At 70.7% G+C, this 15,592-nt stretch carries 13 protein-coding genes; 3 read left to right on the top strand and 10 right to left on the bottom strand.

Annotated elements, in window-relative coordinates; genetic code table 11:
* Positions 1-12: 12 nt before the first annotated feature.
* From mimD to ACQHII_RS47345, 4 genes are all read right to left on the bottom strand, one after another.
* Positions 13-366, bottom strand: a complete 354-nt coding sequence (mimD, locus tag ACQHII_RS47360; RefSeq protein WP_427925131.1) for a propane 2-monooxygenase effector subunit MimD — start codon at positions 364-366, stop codon at positions 13-15.
* Positions 363-1,493, bottom strand: coding sequence for an aromatic/alkene monooxygenase hydroxylase subunit beta (locus ACQHII_RS47355; protein WP_427925130.1), 1,131 nt, complete (start codon positions 1,491-1,493; stop codon positions 363-365). Before ACQHII_RS47355 ends, mimD begins: the two co-directional genes overlap by 4 nt.
* 32 nt (positions 1,494-1,525) lie before the next feature.
* A complete protein-coding gene (locus ACQHII_RS47350; protein WP_427925129.1) occupies positions 1,526-2,548 on the bottom strand; it encodes an FAD-binding oxidoreductase in 1,023 nt (340 codons plus the stop codon).
* 66 nt (positions 2,549-2,614) lie between these two features.
* Complete coding sequence (locus ACQHII_RS47345) at positions 2,615-4,258, bottom strand: methane monooxygenase (RefSeq protein ID WP_427925128.1); 1,644 nt, start codon at positions 4,256-4,258, stop codon at positions 2,615-2,617.
* A gap of 277 nt (positions 4,259-4,535) precedes the next feature.
* Between ACQHII_RS47345 and ACQHII_RS47340 the strand changes: the two genes are divergently transcribed.
* Positions 4,536-6,431, top strand: a complete 1,896-nt coding sequence (locus ACQHII_RS47340) for a sigma-54-dependent Fis family transcriptional regulator (RefSeq protein WP_427925127.1) — start codon at positions 4,536-4,538, stop codon at positions 6,429-6,431.
* A 157-nt stretch (positions 6,432-6,588) separates the two neighbouring features.
* Here the strand turns inward: ACQHII_RS47340 and ACQHII_RS47335 are convergent, their stop codons facing one another.
* On the bottom strand, positions 6,589-6,783 hold the full coding sequence (locus ACQHII_RS47335; RefSeq protein ID WP_427925126.1) for a hypothetical protein: 195 nt from the start codon (positions 6,781-6,783) through the stop codon (positions 6,589-6,591).
* Positions 6,784-7,131: 348 nt separating this feature from the next.
* On the opposite strand from ACQHII_RS47335, the gene ACQHII_RS47330 reads away from it, so the two are divergent.
* Positions 7,132-7,548: a zinc-binding dehydrogenase gene (locus ACQHII_RS47330; protein WP_427925562.1), complete on the top strand. Its 417-nt coding sequence runs from the start codon at positions 7,132-7,134 to the stop codon at positions 7,546-7,548.
* A gap of 259 nt (positions 7,549-7,807) precedes the next feature.
* Here the strand turns inward: ACQHII_RS47330 and ACQHII_RS47325 are convergent, their stop codons facing one another.
* The 5 genes from ACQHII_RS47325 to ACQHII_RS47305 form a co-directional block, all read right to left on the bottom strand.
* Complete coding sequence (locus tag ACQHII_RS47325) at positions 7,808-8,749, bottom strand: LLM class flavin-dependent oxidoreductase (RefSeq protein WP_427925125.1); 942 nt, start codon at positions 8,747-8,749, stop codon at positions 7,808-7,810.
* Between the two features lie 97 nt (positions 8,750-8,846).
* Positions 8,847-10,589, bottom strand: a complete 1,743-nt coding sequence (locus ACQHII_RS47320) for an amidohydrolase (RefSeq protein WP_427925124.1) — start codon at positions 10,587-10,589, stop codon at positions 8,847-8,849.
* A complete protein-coding gene (locus ACQHII_RS47315; RefSeq protein ID WP_427925123.1) occupies positions 10,586-11,584 on the bottom strand; it encodes an ABC transporter permease in 999 nt (332 codons plus the stop codon). Before ACQHII_RS47315 ends, ACQHII_RS47320 begins: the two co-directional genes overlap by 4 nt.
* Positions 11,581-13,146: a sugar ABC transporter ATP-binding protein gene (locus ACQHII_RS47310; RefSeq protein WP_427925122.1), complete on the bottom strand. Its 1,566-nt coding sequence runs from the start codon at positions 13,144-13,146 to the stop codon at positions 11,581-11,583. Before ACQHII_RS47310 ends, ACQHII_RS47315 begins: the two co-directional genes overlap by 4 nt.
* A gap of 9 nt (positions 13,147-13,155) precedes the next feature.
* Entirely contained in the window at positions 13,156-14,190 is a 1,035-nt protein-coding gene (locus ACQHII_RS47305; RefSeq protein WP_427925121.1) for a sugar ABC transporter substrate-binding protein, read from the bottom strand.
* 261 nt (positions 14,191-14,451) lie between these two features.
* Here ACQHII_RS47305 and ACQHII_RS47300 point away from each other — a divergent pair, with 261 nt between their 5' ends.
* Positions 14,452-15,504, top strand: coding sequence for a response regulator transcription factor (locus tag ACQHII_RS47300; RefSeq protein ID WP_427925120.1), 1,053 nt, complete (start codon positions 14,452-14,454; stop codon positions 15,502-15,504).
* Positions 15,505-15,592 lie beyond the last annotated feature (88 nt).

The raw sequence follows: 15,592 nt of genomic DNA, 5'->3' as shown, positions 1-15,592 counted from the left end.
TCCTTCCGGGCGTCAGTCGACCGGAGTGAGGTCGAAGTCGATGTGTTCGGCGGCGTCCTCGGGGTTGGCGAAGAGCACCGTGCGGTCGTCGAGGTGGACCATGCGCCCGTAGTGGGTGGACATGATCTCCTCGAAGTCGGACTGGTCGAAGTCGAAGCCGAGGGCCCTGGAGATCTCGTCGAAGTCGAAGGTGAGGACCCGCTCGCCGTCGACGCGGATCATCGAGGGGAAGTCGGTGACGACGACGTGCTCCTTGGTGCGCATCACATCGGCGACGACGTGGCCGTTCTGGTTGTTCATCAGCGTCACGCCACACTTGTTCGACGAGGTGCGGTCGGCGCTGAACGACTGCGGGACGGTGGTCACTTGGCGGTCCTCTCGCTCGTGCGGTCGGCGGGCAGCTCAAGGCCGAGGTCCTCGACGATGCGGGCGAAGCGCTCCTTGGCGCGGTCGAGGCTGTCCTCGAAGCGGACGGTCTTCTCGGCGGGCTGCGACCACAGCGGCTGCAACCGGCGGGCGGCGTCGAGGCTCACCGGCACCCAGCGCTCCAGCCATTCCTGGACGACGGCCCTGTTGCCGGCGCCGTGGGTGGCGTCGCCGAGCAGGAGGGTGAACAGGGCGCGGGTGTAGCGCAGGTCGCGGTCGCAGTCGTTCTCGCCGGCGCCCATCACGGCGGGCGTGGTGTAGTCGCCGTTGCGGGCGGCGATCTGGAGGACGAGGTGGCTGCGGAACAGTTCCCCGACCAGGGGCTCGAAGACTAGGTTCGTGGCCAGCAGGGCCTCGGCCCAGTCCTGGACGGCGGTGAGCCGCTCCACGTTCTCGCGCACGCCCTGCCAGACCGGGTCGGACTGCCACACCTCCTTGTGCGCCGAGCCGTCGAAGCCGTCGAGCTGCTCCTCGATGTCGAGGTTGTACAGCGCGAGGTCCTGCGCGAAACGGAGTTTGTGGACGCTGTTCACCGCGAGCGCGTTGTTGATCATGTTGGTGGGCGCGGAGCGCTGGACGGCGACGAACACATGCATGCCCAGGCCCTGTTCGGCGTGCATCCACGCGCCGACGTGCCGCTCCACGAACGTGGTCCAGGAGCGGGACCACTGCTGACAGGCCTCCGCCTTGCGGGCGTTGGCGAGGTTCTGCTGGACCTGCCGTACGACGTTGGCGTTGTTGCGGTAGATCGTCTGCTCCCACTCCTCGTTGGGGTCGAGGAAGCGGTGCCAGTCGGCGGACTTGAGAGCGGTCCACTCCTGCGGGTAGCCCGAGGAGCCGTCGGCGAAGCCGTAGATCCATCCCTGCAACAGGTGGCGTTCGGGGTCGGGCTGGACGTCGAAGGTGACGTCCTCGTACATGGTGGCCCGCATCTTCTGCGGCTTGTAGTAGGAGAAGGCGCGGCTGGTGGAGCTCGGGAAGACGAGTGCTCCCGCCTCGGCGTCGGTGAACTGCGGCTTGGGGAAGCTACGTTCGGCCTTGGCCGGCTTGTCGGCTTGGGTGGTCATGCGTACGGCTCCTCACACTGAGGGTCTGCGGGTCAGGTGTCGGTGGAGGTGGTGAACTTGTCCAGGAAGATCCGCTCCTCGGGCATGCCCTTGCCGGTGAGCAGTTCCAGCGCGGCGTCGCACATCGGCGGCGGCCCGCACAGATAGGCGTCGGCGCCCGACAGGTCGCCCTCGTGCCGGTCGACGACCTCCGTGATCAGCCCCTGCTCGTACGTGCTCGCTCCGTCCTCGGACAGCGCGGCCACAAAGGCGAAGTCGCCCAGCCCGCGCCCGAGTTCGGCGATCTCGTCGAGCGCGAACAGGTCCCGCTCGGTCCGCGCCCCGTAGTAGAAGCGGGTGCGCCGGGCGCTTCCGGTGGCGGCCAGACCGCGCAGCTGCGCCAGGATCGGCGCCATCCCGGCGCCGCCCGCGAGCAGGATCAGGTCGCGGTCGGGGGCGTCCCGCATCACGCAGGTGCCGTAGGGACCTCTGACCGTGAGTGGATCGCCGGGGGTCAGGGCGGTGCCGTCGAGCAGTCCGGAGAACAGACCGCCCGAGTAGCGGCGGATGAGGAACTCCAGTCGGCCACCGGGCAGACCGGCCATCGAGAAGGAGCGCCAGTGCTCGGTGCCGGGGACGTTGATGTCGACGTACTGCCCGGTGCGGTAGGGAAGTTCGGCGGCCGGATCGACCTCCAGTGCCAGCCGGACGATGTCGTGGGTGACCGGTTCGACGGCGACGACCGTCGTAGGGGCCTCGCGCGGCGGGATGCCGGAGAGGAGCATCTCCTCGTCGTAGTTGATGAGTTCGACGCTGAGGTCGCCGTAGGCGTGCACCCGGCACAGCAGGACGTAGCCCTCCTCGCTCTCGTAGTCGGCGAGCGCGAAGGTGGAGTAGCGCTCCATCTGCTGGTCGCCGTCGAGCAGGAAGGATTTGCAGGAGGAGCACTGTCCCTCCTTGCAGCCGTGCATGAGCATGACGCCCTGACGGAACGCGGCGTCCAGGACGGTCTCGTCCTCGTCGGCCTCGATCTCGATGCCGACCGGTTCGAATCGGATGCGGTGCTTGTCGCCCACGGGGACCAGGCCTTTCCGGGGCGGCGACCCCGCGACGGAGTTGTCGCCGCCCCACGCACGGGACCGTCAGAGCATCGACGGCGTGATGTTGGTACGGCCGCGGTAGTCCGCGACGTGCGCCTCGCGCTCCTCGTCCGACATCTCGTTGAGCGCGATGTTGGGGCTGATGAGGGTGTTGCCGCGGATGTCGTCGAGCGTCCACAGCTTCTTCGGGTCGTCGAGGTCCAGGTGCGGCTGCGGAACGAGCGTCTTACCGTCGTCCCGTACGTAGCCGAGGTCGGTGACGATGTCGGCGAGGTCCTGCCCGTGGTAGCAGCTCTCCCACTCGCGCTTGCCGGTCAGCCGCCCCATCGACGGGGTGGCGCGGCCCTCGTACTCGGGCCGGAAGGCGGTGGTGTCGGTCCACGCGCAGGTCTCGGAGCAGTAGGTGCGCCACTGGCCGTCCACCTTGTCGACCACCATGTCCTTGCGGACCAGGCAGGGCACCATGCAGCTCCAGCAGCGGTGCGGGTACTGGTAGCCGACGTCCTCGAAGGTGATCGGCTTGTTCGCGCCCGGGTGGCGGAGCCGGTTGTACGCCTCCCACCACGCGCCGTACTCCGCGTACCAGCCGGGGTACTTGGACTCGAACCACTCGAAGTCGTCGTCGCTCATGCCGTCGATGCGCCAGAAGTTCACCGGCCAGCCGGTCGCGAAGAACTGGGCGGTCTTGTGGACGTAGCCGTCGTTCCAGATCCGCTTCCACGCCGCCTCGACGAGGTCGTGCGGGATCTTCAGGCCGTACTTCTCCAGCGGGATCAGGTACGACCGGTAGTAGTCGTCGTAGATCCAGCGGCGCCACATCTCGGCGTAGCTGTCGCGGTCCTTGCGGCGGTCCTTGCTGCCGTACTCGATGAACGTGCCGATGGCCGCGTCCACCACGCAGTGGTTGTTCCACCAGGCATAGCGCAGGTCACGCTCCAGGAGCTGACGGTTGTCCTCGTCGGCCAGCGCCATGAGGAGGATCGAGTAGCCGTTGGAGATGTGCCGTGACTCGTCCGACTGCACCGAGTGGAAGACGGTGGGCAGGAGGTAGTCGCCGTTGGCGGCGGCCTCGGCGGGCATCGCGACGAACAGGGTGTTGGTGAAGGCGGTCTCCGCGACCAGCGTGAGGTAGACGTTGGCGGCGGTGATCGCGTCACCGGTGATGAACCCCTCGCCGAACTGCCGGCCGATGGTTCCGGCATAGCAGTTGGCGAACGCCTTCTCGGAGATGTCGAACCCGGCGGGGTCGATGTAGTGGTTCATGTAGAGGCGCTTGAGGTTCATCTGGATCGTCGAGTGGCGCACCTCGTCGATCATCTGGACCGCGAGCCCGTTGTGCAGCTGCGGGTTGGGCACCGCGCCGATCGCCATCGGCATCGCGCGGGCCGCGCTGATCTCGGGGAACGGGATGATGGACAGGAACAGCTTCTGCCACTCCATCCAGCGCTCCTGGACCTGACGGAACATGTTGCCGCGGATCGCGCCGTCCATCGCGCCGTAGACCCGGTTGTCCTTCTCCTCCTCCATCGGGAAGTAGGAGCGCAGGACCTGCTTGAGCGGGTCCTTCTTGGGGGCTTTGTCGAAGCGGTAGTCGGTGGCGAAGCGGTTGGCCGGCGTCGCGAACGTCGGGTCCCACGACAACTCGGTGATCTTCTTGTGCGCCTTGCTCAGGCTCTGTCGGCTCACGGGTGATGCTCCTCCGGCTGACTCGGCGGCGAGGGGACCGCCCCGACCGCCGAACAGACGCGGCAGGGGCGGGAATCTCGATCGGCCCGGCGCTCGCGGCGGCGCACTGCCGTCTCCGTCCGGGGCGTTGCCCATCGTCGGGGCGCCCGCGGCGGCCGCGTGTCTCAAGATGAGACAGGGCGCACACCACGGGTCTGGCCACACCGGGCGCCGGGTCCTACCGTGCAGGACACACCCGAACCCGGAGAGTCCCCGCACGGCAGAAGGCACCGAGCCGATGGAACCTGTGGAATCCGTGCAACCCCTGGAGACGACGAGGCCGTCGCCCGCCGTCGCCCCGCTCCGCCTGGACCGCGCCGTCCCGCATCTCAACCCCGTCCGTGCGCGGGCCCACTTCCTGGAGGGCGAGAACGTCTCCCCCGCCGAGGTGCGCCCGCCCATCCTCGACTCCTGGCAGCGCTCACGCTTCTTCGGGGTGGACGCCGACCGCATCCAGGCCCCCTACAACTCCGACTTCGACCCCCACTCCCGGCTCACCACGGCCGCCCGCCCGGTCCTCGACCGACTCGCCGACGTGCTCCAGGGCACCCCGATGTGCCTGATCCTGACCGACTCCAAGGGGCGCGTGCGGGAACGCAGGACCGGCGACCGGGCCCTGCACCGGCACCTCGACGACATCTGCCTGGCGCCCGGCTTCAGTTACGCCGAGGAGTACGTCGGCACGAACGGCATCGGCACCGCGGCCGAGGACGGCCGTACCGCGCAGGTCTTCGGCTCGGAGCACTTCTCCGAACGACTCCAGCGGGTGTCGTGCGCCGCGGCGCCCATCCGCAATCCCGTCAGCGGGCGGGTGCTCGGTCTGATCGATCTGACGTCCTGGCAGCACACCGCCTCTCCCTTGATGGTGGCACTGGTCCAGGAAGCCGCCGCCGACATCGAGGAGCGTCTCCTCGACATCGGCTCGGAGCGTGAACGCGCCGCGCTCCGCGCCTTCTTGACGTCCCGTCAGAGTTCGCGACGGGCACTCGTCACGCTCACCGACGGTCTGCTGCTCGCCGACGCGGCCGCGACGGAGATGCTCGGGCCGGCCGACCACCGACGGCTGCGGGAACTGGCCGCCGATCCGACCGGCCTGCGTGAGCAGCGGATGCTGCTGAGCGACGGTCGCACCGTGCAGGTGCGGGGCCGCCGCGTGGAGGGTGACGAACCCGGCGGGACCCCGGCCGCGTATCTGATCGAGCTGCGCCTGATCGCGGAGCGGGACGACTCCGCGCCGCCTCGGCCCGCTGTCCGGATGCCGCGACTGGCCGGCATCAGCGGGTCGAGCCCCGTGTTCCGCAGTGCGGTCAACCAGCTGATCCGGCACTGCGAGCAGGGGCGCTGGACGCTGGTGGACGGAGAAGCGGGCACCGGCAAGCACGCGCTGGTCCGAGCCGTGCACCGGCATGTGGCGCACAGGGCGCCGATCGGCGTGCACGACGCGGCGGACGCACGGGGCGGCGCGGCGTCCTGGCTCCAGGCCGTCTTCCGGGACCTCGCCGAGGACGGCGGCACCGTGGTCCTACGGCATCTCGATCTGCTGCCGGCCCAGGTGCTCGGCCAACTCGACGGGATACTGCGCACCACGGCAGGGCGCTCCGGCTGGGTGGCCGCGCTGCTCACCCGTGACCGGCCCGCGTTGACGGCCGCCGACGAAACCGTCCCGCCCCGTCATCCGGATCCCGCCACCACGCTGCGGGCGCGGTTCGGGGCCGAGGTCACCGTCCCTCCCCTGCGGCACCGCACCACGGACATCCCCTCCCTCGTGGCCTGTCTGACGGGCGGACACGGCGGCGACCACGACGGCGTCCGCTGCACGGACGGCGCGCTGCGGGCCCTCTCCCGGGCGCAGTGGCCGGGCAACGTCCGCCAGCTCGAAGGCTCACTCCGCTACGCCGAGGCACACCGCTCGGGTCCCCTGATCGAGGAGTCCGATCTCCCGCCGTCCCTGCTCTCCCAGGCCCAACACCCGCTGTCCGCCTGGGAGTCCACGGAACGCGATCTGATCGTCCAGTCCCTGCTGGACCACGGCGGCGACAAGGCGAAGGCCGCGAAGGCGCTGGGCATCTCCCGGGCAACGATCTATCGCAAGATCACGGCGTACGGGATCCGGATGGGGCCGGACAAAGGGTGACGCCGGGAGGAAGCCAAGGGGTGACACCGAGAGGAAGGGCGGTGCCGGCCGCACCGGAGGGGCGAGTCGCGGCCCAACTGTCCAAACCCCGCAGGTCTCGGTCCAGCAGGTTCACCCGATCGTCACGGTGACGCCGTCACCATCGGAGGCCTCTCGTTCACCCGGTCCGGGTGCGCTTCCACAGCCACAGGCCGAGCGCCTCCCAGCCGCCGAGAACCGCCCCGGCGAGAGCGACTCCGGAGCCGGACGGAACACCCGCCGCCATGGCGACCGTGCCGCACACCGCCAGCAGGACACCCAACCAGCCAAGGAACAGAAGCCGTTCGCGGTGCCCCCACGACCATGTCACCATGTCGACCTCTCACTCGTCGCGTCCCCGCTCTGCGGCGAGCGTGCCCGAGAGCTTCGTCGAGCGGTGTCTCACTGTGAGACACCCGGCCCGTGGCGGCGGCTCGCCGCATCCGCGCACATCGTGAAAGACGCAGTCAAGCCATCGCACGGCAGACACCGATGAGCGATCCGGTGACGCATTTACGGCGAAGGCATCCGCTTCGTGAGTGACTGTGCCGGCAACCGAGAGAACGCCCAGCCGATGGGCAAGATCGACTGACCGCGACTTCGGTTTCCTCGATGGCGCACCGACGCCCCTGCTGCCCTACCGTCCCATCCCCCTCGGTCGCGTGATCCGACCGACGCGGGCCTGACCTCGTACCACGCCGTCGTCGTCCAGGGGCAGTTCGCCGCGGGCAGCAAGGCAGGCATCATCGGGACCGGCAGGCTCGGCTCGATCAGCGCGCAGGTGCCGCTCGCGCTCGGTGCGGTGATCTACGTGGCCGAGAAGAACGAGCGAGTGCACGACTACGCCCGTGAGCTCGGCGCGAAGGACCTGGCAACGGACATCAAGGCATTCTCGGACCAGGAACTCGATGTCGTCGTCGAATTCGCCGGGTACGGCACCACCACCGCGGGCGCCGTGGAGACCGTCCGACGCGGCGGCCTCGTCGCCCAGGTCGGACCCGGCGTCACGGAGGACACCGTCGATCTCCAGACGCTCACCCTCAACCAGGTCGTTCCGCTCGGCTCACACGTCGTACCGCCTCGGACACGTCGCCCGTGAGCAACCGCTCGGGGGCCACCGGACAGGTGTAATCGCCTGCACCGACAGGCAGCCCACATCACCGGCCCGCCTCGAAGACCCGAGACCCTGGGGGGGGGGCCGGGTGGCCCGCCGAACGCGAGCCCCGTCAGCAGCCGTCGCCGGGGCGTGTGCGGCCACCGACCCGCCCCAGCATGGGCGCACTCCCTCAACAACAGTTGTATGGAGAGCGAATGCCGTTCGGATCCACATTGCACGAAGGAGCGGGCCGACCGGACCGTCAAGCACACAGCGCCTCCACGCGACGCATCACGTCACGGCAGAACCGGCCGATCGCGTGCGGGTCGTCGATGAACTGGTTCGGCTTGACGCAGAACGTGGTGAAGCCCTGCTCCAGTTGTTCCGGGATGACCGCGAGCGCCGCGCCGAGGTCCGCCGGGGAGTGCTCGTCGGGGAACACCGCCCGGGTGCCGCCGATCATCTCCAGTTCGGCGATGTCCCGGCCGGCCGCCGTCATGGCCTCCTTGAGCACCTGGATCTCCTGCGGTGTCGGCCGCCCCAGCGGATGAAAGCCGTGGCCGTACCGCACGAGTCGGCGCAGGACGGGGCCGCCCAGGCGCTGCCCGCCGAACCAGAGCCTCGGTCCTTCGGGGCGGTGTGCCTTGGGTTCGAAGTACACGTCCCGGAACGGGTAGTGCTCGCTCTCGTGGGAGATCGGGGACGGTCCCCAGGCCTTGGCCCAGACGGCGAGGTGTTCGTCGAGCAGCCGCCCGCGCCGGCCGAAGGGGACGCCGAGGGCGTCGTACTCGTCCTTGCTCCAGCTGACCGTCGGCTGCACCAGCAGCCGGCCCTCGCTGATCAGGTCAAGGGTGCCCAACTCCCGGGCCATGAGCAGCGGATGGCGCAGGGGCGCCAGGACCGCGGCGGCGGCCAGGCGCAGGCGTTCGGTGACGGAGGCGATGGCCGACAGCAGGAGGAGCGAGTTCGGCCAAGGGGTGTAGGGGTCCTGGTTGCCCGGGAGGGCGTAGTCGCGGGGGTTGCCCATGATGCCGTCGGCCGCCGCGTCCGGGCCGAGGACGATGTGCTCGCTGACCATGACGGAGTCGAAGCCGGCGTCCTCGGCCTCGCGGGCCCAGCGTATGGCGGCGGGCAGGTCGGCCCGGCCGCCGGTCAGGGTCCAGTTCTCGCTGAGGACGAGCAGCATGCGGGGTGTGTCGGTCATCGGGGACGTCCTTCGCTTGCGGCGGCCGTGGCGGGCCGGTTGCTCATTTGGCCTCAAACGTATTGAGGAGATCGTCTCGCAGTGGGGGTCGGCGCGGTCAGCGTTCGTGGACGATGCGCCCGTCGAACACCGTCAGGTCCACCTCGACGTCCGTGATGGAGTGCGGGTCCAGGTCCAGCAGCCGGCGGTCCAGCACGCACAGATCTGCGACCTTGCCGACCTCGACGGACCCTTTCCAGCTCTCGGCGAAGTCCTGCCGGGCGGGATTGATCGTGTAGGCGCGCAGGGCCTCGGCGAGTGGCACGCACTGCTCGGGACCGCTTTGGCGGCCGCTGGCCTTCGACTCCCGCAGCATCATCGCGGACACCCCCTGACGCCAGTCGGGCTCGGTGATCGGCGCGTCGGAGCTGGCGCAGACGGTGACCCCGGCCTCGACGGCGGACCGTACGGGCCACTGGTACGCGGAGCGGCCGGGGCCGACGACCTCGTCCATCAGGTCGGAGATGGTCCACTTGATGGCGGGGTTCATGTTGACGCCGTAGCCGTGCGCGGCCAGCTTGGCGAGACTGTCGGCGCCAACGAAGTCACCGTGGATGACGTAGTGCCGGGCGTCGGGGCGCGGTACGGCGTCGTTCGCCGCTAGGAAGGCGTCGACCACCGTGTCGATGGCCAGGTCGCCGGTGACGTGCACACCGAGCTGGAAGCCCGCCTCGTGGGCGACGCGGATCATCTCGGCCAGTTCGCCGCTGCGGAGTGCGGGGGTGTCGCCGTGCACGCACAGCGCGCCGTGGCCGCCGTCGGCGTACGGCTCCCGCATCCAGGCTGTCCCGTTGGGCGGCACCCCGTCGGCGAAGATCTTGACGCCGATGGCGTTCAGGAGGCGTGGGTCGGCGGACTCGGGGCGCCGCAGTTCGGCCAGGCCCTTGCGGACGTCGTCGGCCGAGCCGCCCATGGGGGCGGGCAGCAGCAGGACGCTGACCCGGGCCTGGAGTTCGCCGCTCGCAGCGAGGTCGGCGTAGGCCGTCCAGTTGTCGGTGCTCAGGCCGCCGAAGAGGGACGTGGCGCCGCCCGGGCCGAGGCCGGGTTCGGTGTAGCTGGTGATGCCGCGGGAGTGCAGTTCACGCACCATGCCCTGGATGGCCTCTCGGCGCCGGCCGACGGTGGGCGAGGGCAGGTGGGCCAGGACGAGCTGCTGTGCGGCCTCGCGCAGGATGCCCGTGGGCTCCCCGCCGGAGTCGGTGTCGACGACTCCGCCGGACGGCGGCACGCTCGTGGTGTCGATGCCGCAGCGGCGCAGCGCCGCGCTGTTGACCCACACAAGGTGCGAGGAAAAGTGGGTCAGACAGACCGGGTTGTCCGGTGCGATCGCGTCCAGGTCCCGTCGGTGCGGGAACCGTCGCGCGTCGGCCAGGCACTCCGCCAGGTAACCGGTGTCCCAGCCGAGCCCGACGATCCACTCGCCGGGCCGGGCCGTGCCGGCCGCCCGTTCCACGGCGGTGGCGATGTCGGCGATCGACCCGACCGCCGGGTGACCGACGTCGAGGGCGAACGGCGGCTTCGTCATGCCGTACGCCGCCCCGTGCAGGTGCGAGTCGTTGATGCCTGGCAGGACGGTCCTGCCGTCGAGTTCCACGATCCGGGTGCCGGGGCCGGCCAGGGCGCGCAGGTCGGCGTCGCTGCCGACGGCGACGATGTCCCGGCCATGCACGGCCACGCCTTCGGCGGCCGTGAAGTCGCGGTCGAGAGTCAGGACCTGGCCGCCGGTCAGAATGAGGGAGGGGGCGCTGTCGCGCACGTGAGGCCCTTCTGTAGGGGAGGTTCGGGGCAGGAGGCCGGTCATCGCGTGAGCCGTGGGCCGAAGCGGGCGAGCGCGGCGCCGGCCACCAGGGCACTCCCCTGCGCCATCTGCTGCCAGAACGTGGGCACGTTCAACAGCGTCAGCCCGTTCTGTAGACAGCCGAGGAAGAGCACGCCGAGCAGGACGCCGAGGACGGAACCGGAACCGCCTGTAAGCGCGACCCCACCGAGCAGTACGGCGGTAAGCACGGTCAGTTCGAACCCGGCCCCCGAGGTCCCCGACACGACGCTGTCCAGGACCGACGCCTTGATCGCGCCGGCCAGGGCCGCGGCCACACCCGTGACGACGAACAGCGCGAAGGGCGTCCGGCGGATGTTGATGCCGGAGAGATAGGCGGCCTCCCGGTTGACGCCGATGGCGAAGACGTGGCGTCCGGCCGGGGTGAGCGCCAGGAACAGCGCGCCCGCCACGAGGACGAGTACGGCGATGACGACCGGCGCGTCGATCCCGGCGATGCGGGATCCGCCGAGCCAGGCGAACCCGGAACCGAAGCTGCTCAGCGGCAGGGGAAAGAGCTGCTGTGCCAGTCCGCGGACCGCCGTCAGCATGCCCAGGGTCACGATGAACGCGGACAGCCCGAGGTAGCAGCACAGGATGCCGTTCACGGCGCCCACCGCCGCGCCGACGACGAGCGCGCCGAGCACGGCGACGAAGGGCTGCTGGTGTTGCTGCCCGGCGAGCCAGCCGGCCACCAGTCCGCCCAGCGCCAGCGTGGAGCCGACCGAGAGGTCGAGGTAGCCGCTGATGACGAGCAGGGCCAGCGGCACCGCCACGATGGCGAGGGTGGCCGCGTCGGTGGCGATCCCACGCAGGTTGCCGGGGTCGAGGAAACTGCCGGTGGTCAGCTGGAAGACCAGCACCATGAGGGCGAGGACGAGCAGCAGGGGTTGACGCCGGAGGGCGTTGAGCCCGCCTCCGGCCAGGGCGCGCGGGCCCGGGGTCATGCGGTTCACGGGGGCGGTGGTCGCGGTCGTCATGCCGCTCCTTCGGAGGTCTTGGGGGCGGTGTCGTCGGCGTCGTGGACGGCCGACAGCAGGGCGGCTTCGGTGAGTTCGGCGCCACTCAGCTCGCCGGTGATCCGGCCGCCCGAGACGATCAGGCAGCGGTCGGCGAGTGCGACGACCTCCTCCGGGTCGCTGGAGGCGAACAGCACGGCCGTTCCGCGCTGGGCGGCGAGTGCGGAGACGACCTGGTAGATCTCCTGCCGAGCGCCGACGTCGACGCCCTGGGTGGGCTCGTCGAGGAGCAGGACGTCGACGCTGCGCGCGTCGTTGATCCACCGGCCCAGCACGAGTTTCTGCTGGTTGCCGCCGGAGAAGGCGACGGCCGGCAGTCGCGGCCGGACGGGCCGCAGCCCGACCGCCTCGGTCAGGGCGCGGAAGACGCGCCGCTCGGCGGCCAGGTCCCGTACCCCGTGCCGGGCGAGCGGACCGATCGACGGCAGCAGCACGTTGTCCTGCGCGCCCAGCGCAGGGAACAGGCCCTGCCTGCGCCGGTCCGCCGGCACCAGGGCGATCGCCGCGGCCAGCGCGTCCGCGGGACGGTCGGGCGCGACGACCCGCTCCCCCACCCGCACCGTTCCGCCCCAGGCGCGGCGCCCGCCGAAGAGGGTCTCCAGGATGCGGGTACGGCCCGAGCCCATGAGCCCGTACAGTCCGACGATCTCCCCCTCGCCGACGCCGAACTCCACGGGACCGAACCCGGGGCCCCGGAGCCCGTCGACCACGAGCCCGGGGGCACGCGGAAGGGCGGAGGCGCCGCCCCGCGCGACGACGGTGGGACCGGCGGTGGGTGCGGTGTCGTCCGGGCCGGGTTCGGGTCGTCCGACGACGGCTTCGACCAGCTCGCGTCGGGTGTGACCCGCGACCGTCGAGTGGTGGGCGACCCGGCCGTCGCGCAACACTGTCACCGCGTCCGCCAGCCGCTCCACCTCGGCCAGCAGGTGAGTGACGTACACGATGGCCAGGCCCTGGGTGCGCAGGTCCTCGACGCGTTCGGCCAGGGCGTCGCTCTCGGCCCCGGACAGCGCGGCGGTCGGTTCGTCCAGGACCAGCACCGAGGCGCTGCGGCTCAGGGCCTTGGCGATCTCCACCAACTGCTGCTGCCCCATGGGCAGTTCACCCACCCGGTCGCGCGGCGAGCAGCTCGCCGCGACCCGCTCCAGCAGCCCCGCCGCCACGTCCTCCTGGACCCGGCGGTGGACGGTGCCGTACCGCGTCCACTCCTGGCCGAGGAAGATGTTCTCGGCCACGGTCAGGGAGTCGACGACGCTGAGGGTCTGGAAGATGATCGCCACGCCCTCGGCGATCGACTCGCGTGGGGTCAGGCGCGCGTGGGCGGTCCCGCCTATCTCGATCGTGCCCGCGTCCGGCGGAAAGGCACCGCCGAGGCACTTGATCAAGGTGGATTTACCGGCGCCGTTGTGCCCCAGCAGGGCGTGGACCTGGCCCGCCGGGACGGTGAGGTCGACACCGTCCAGGGCCCTGACGCCGCCGAAGGACTTGCTCAGCCCGCGGATGCGGAGGTTCGGTTCCGTCATGGCGGGCGCCTAGGAGTTCTGCGCGAGAAGGTCGTCGATCCGTGCGATGTCGCTGTGCCCGACGAGGGTGATCGGCACCTGGACGCTGGGGTCGGCCTTCCCGGCGGCGACGGCCAGGGGTACGTCGACGACCGCGTTCGCGATGTCCTTGGGCGCCAGGGCGGCCGAGGCCCGGTAGAAGGTGCCCTGCTTGATGGCGAGCAGGGAGGGGGCGGCGCCGTCCTGGCCGCCGACGAAGGTCTTGGCGTCGGTCGACTTGCGGCCCGTCTGCTGGAGTGCCTTGAAGCCGCCGTACGCGGCGGCGTCCGTGACACCGAGAATGAGGTTGAGGTCGGGGTGCTTGGCCAGGACGGCACGGGACTTGGACAGCCCGCTGTCGGGGTCGATGGCCTGCTCCTGGGCGACCACGTCGACGCCGGGCGCCTGCTGGGTGAAGGCGTCGATCATGCCCTTGGTCCGCTCACGGCCGAGCTCGATCGTGCTGTCGGTGAGGAACGCGATCTTGCCCTTGCCGCCGAGCCTCTCGTTGGCCCACTTCGCGGCGGCCTCCCCGAGCAGTGTGCCGCCCTTGAGGAAGCTGAACTGGATGTCCGCGCTCTGGTGGTGCAGGGATCCGCCGTACGTCACCCAGATCAGGCCCGCGTCCAGCGCCCTCTCGGCGATCGCCTCGGTGGCCTCGAAGACCATCGGGAACGACACGATGGCCGGCGTCTTCTGGGCCACCCACGTCGTGAGATTGGTGGCCTGGGTGTCGGCGCTGCTCGCGTCGCTCGTGGTCAGCAGGGAGACGCCGTGCTTCTTGGCCGCGGCCGTGGAGAGTTTCACGAGGGTCGCGTAGAGCGGGAGTTGGGTGAAGGGATAGTCCAGGCCGATCCTGGTGAGGGACTTCGACCGCGCCGACGGGTCGGCGGCGGCTGCCGTGCTCGTGCCGTCGTCCGGCGCGGAACAGCCCGAGACGGCGAGCGCGGTGGCGGCGGCAACGCCTCCGGAGAGCGTCAGGAACTGGCGGCGCGAGGCCGAGGAGGGACGGGAGGATCTGGGCATGGCGGGGCTCTCCGAGGGATACGGCCCGATGGCGCTGGCACCGGGCGTCCGGCTGTGCCGAACAGAAAAGACCCGGGCGCCCCGCCCCCGCCATCCGTAGAAATACCGACTCTCCGAGCGACCCGGCGGCGCGCGGTGGGTGTCCGCCCGCGAGGGCCGGTGCCCGGTCACGAAACAGTGAACGGCTTGTCCGGCCCGCCCGGAAGCCCATATCGTTAGGAGTCAAACGACATCTTGGTCGTGGGGTTCCCGGAGGCCCGCATGGTCAGCCACCAGCAGCTCGCGGCAGCGACCCGCATCGGCATGCTCACCCGCGAACGCGACACCGCTTCGGCCTGCGTCCAGGCACTGCACGAACTCCGCCGCGCCCTGCCCCTCGACGCCGCCACCCTCCTCACGATCGATCCGATCACCGGAACACACCTCCAAGTCGCGGGTATCGGCTACCCCGCCGCAACGTCCGAGGCGCTGGCCGCCGAGTTCGTCTCGACCCCGTGGTACGCGAACGTCGTACGGCAGCCACTCCCGCCGTCCATCACCGAGGACGCCGAGGACGCGGCGTCCGGCGCGCAGCGCTTCCGCAACGGCTGGTTCTACGCCGAGCGGGTCCGGCCCGCCGGGTTCCGCGACGCGCTCACCGGCGCCCTGCGCCACGACGGCCGCCTGGTCGGCCTGGTCAACGTGTCCGTCGAGGGACCGGACACCTACGACACGGAGGCCCGGCGCCTGCTCGCCTCGATCCTGCCGGCGCTGGGCGCCCTGGCCGACCCGACGGCCCACACCGGCGACCCGCACGACCTTCCGGCGGACGCGCGGGCGAACCTCGTCACGGCCGACGGTGTCATCGACCTCCCCGGCCACGGCCCGGCGCACGTCCTGGACGACGACGCGTTCCGACACCTGGTGGAGGCGTTCGCCGCCTCGGAGGGCCTGCGACTGCGACTCCTGTGGCCGGTCGGCCAACGCTGGAACCGCGTGGTGCTGCGCCGGTGCACGACGGGATCACCCCTCACCCGAAGGGCCGTCCTGGTGTCCGAGACACCCGCACGACTGCCGTACGGTCTGAGCCCCCGCGAACTGGAAGTACTCACCCGGGCCGCCAGGGGCCAGACCAACCAGGCCATCGCCCAGGCACTGTTCCTGTCCCCGCGGACGGTGCACAGCCACGTCGAGCACGTGCTCCGCAAGACCGGCTGCGCCTCACGCGCCGAGGCCACGGCCCTCGCCGTACGCGACGGTGTGCTCAGACCCCGCCCCGAGGACCTGGAGCACTTCGTGGAACGGATGGCCGAAGGACAGGCCCGGCCTCGGTAGTTCCCCCGCCGGCGCCGGTCGCAAGAAGTCGCGCCCGGGCACGAAGGCGTCGACAGACCCCTCAAGGGCCGGCCCACCTCACCCGACC

It is taken from the genome of Streptomyces sp. cg40 (assembly GCF_050320165.1).
GTDB lineage: Bacteria > Actinomycetota > Actinomycetes > Streptomycetales > Streptomycetaceae > Streptomyces > Streptomyces hokutonensis.
Note: the sequence above shows the minus strand (reverse complement) of the source record. Positions and strands in the feature narration are given on the sequence as shown.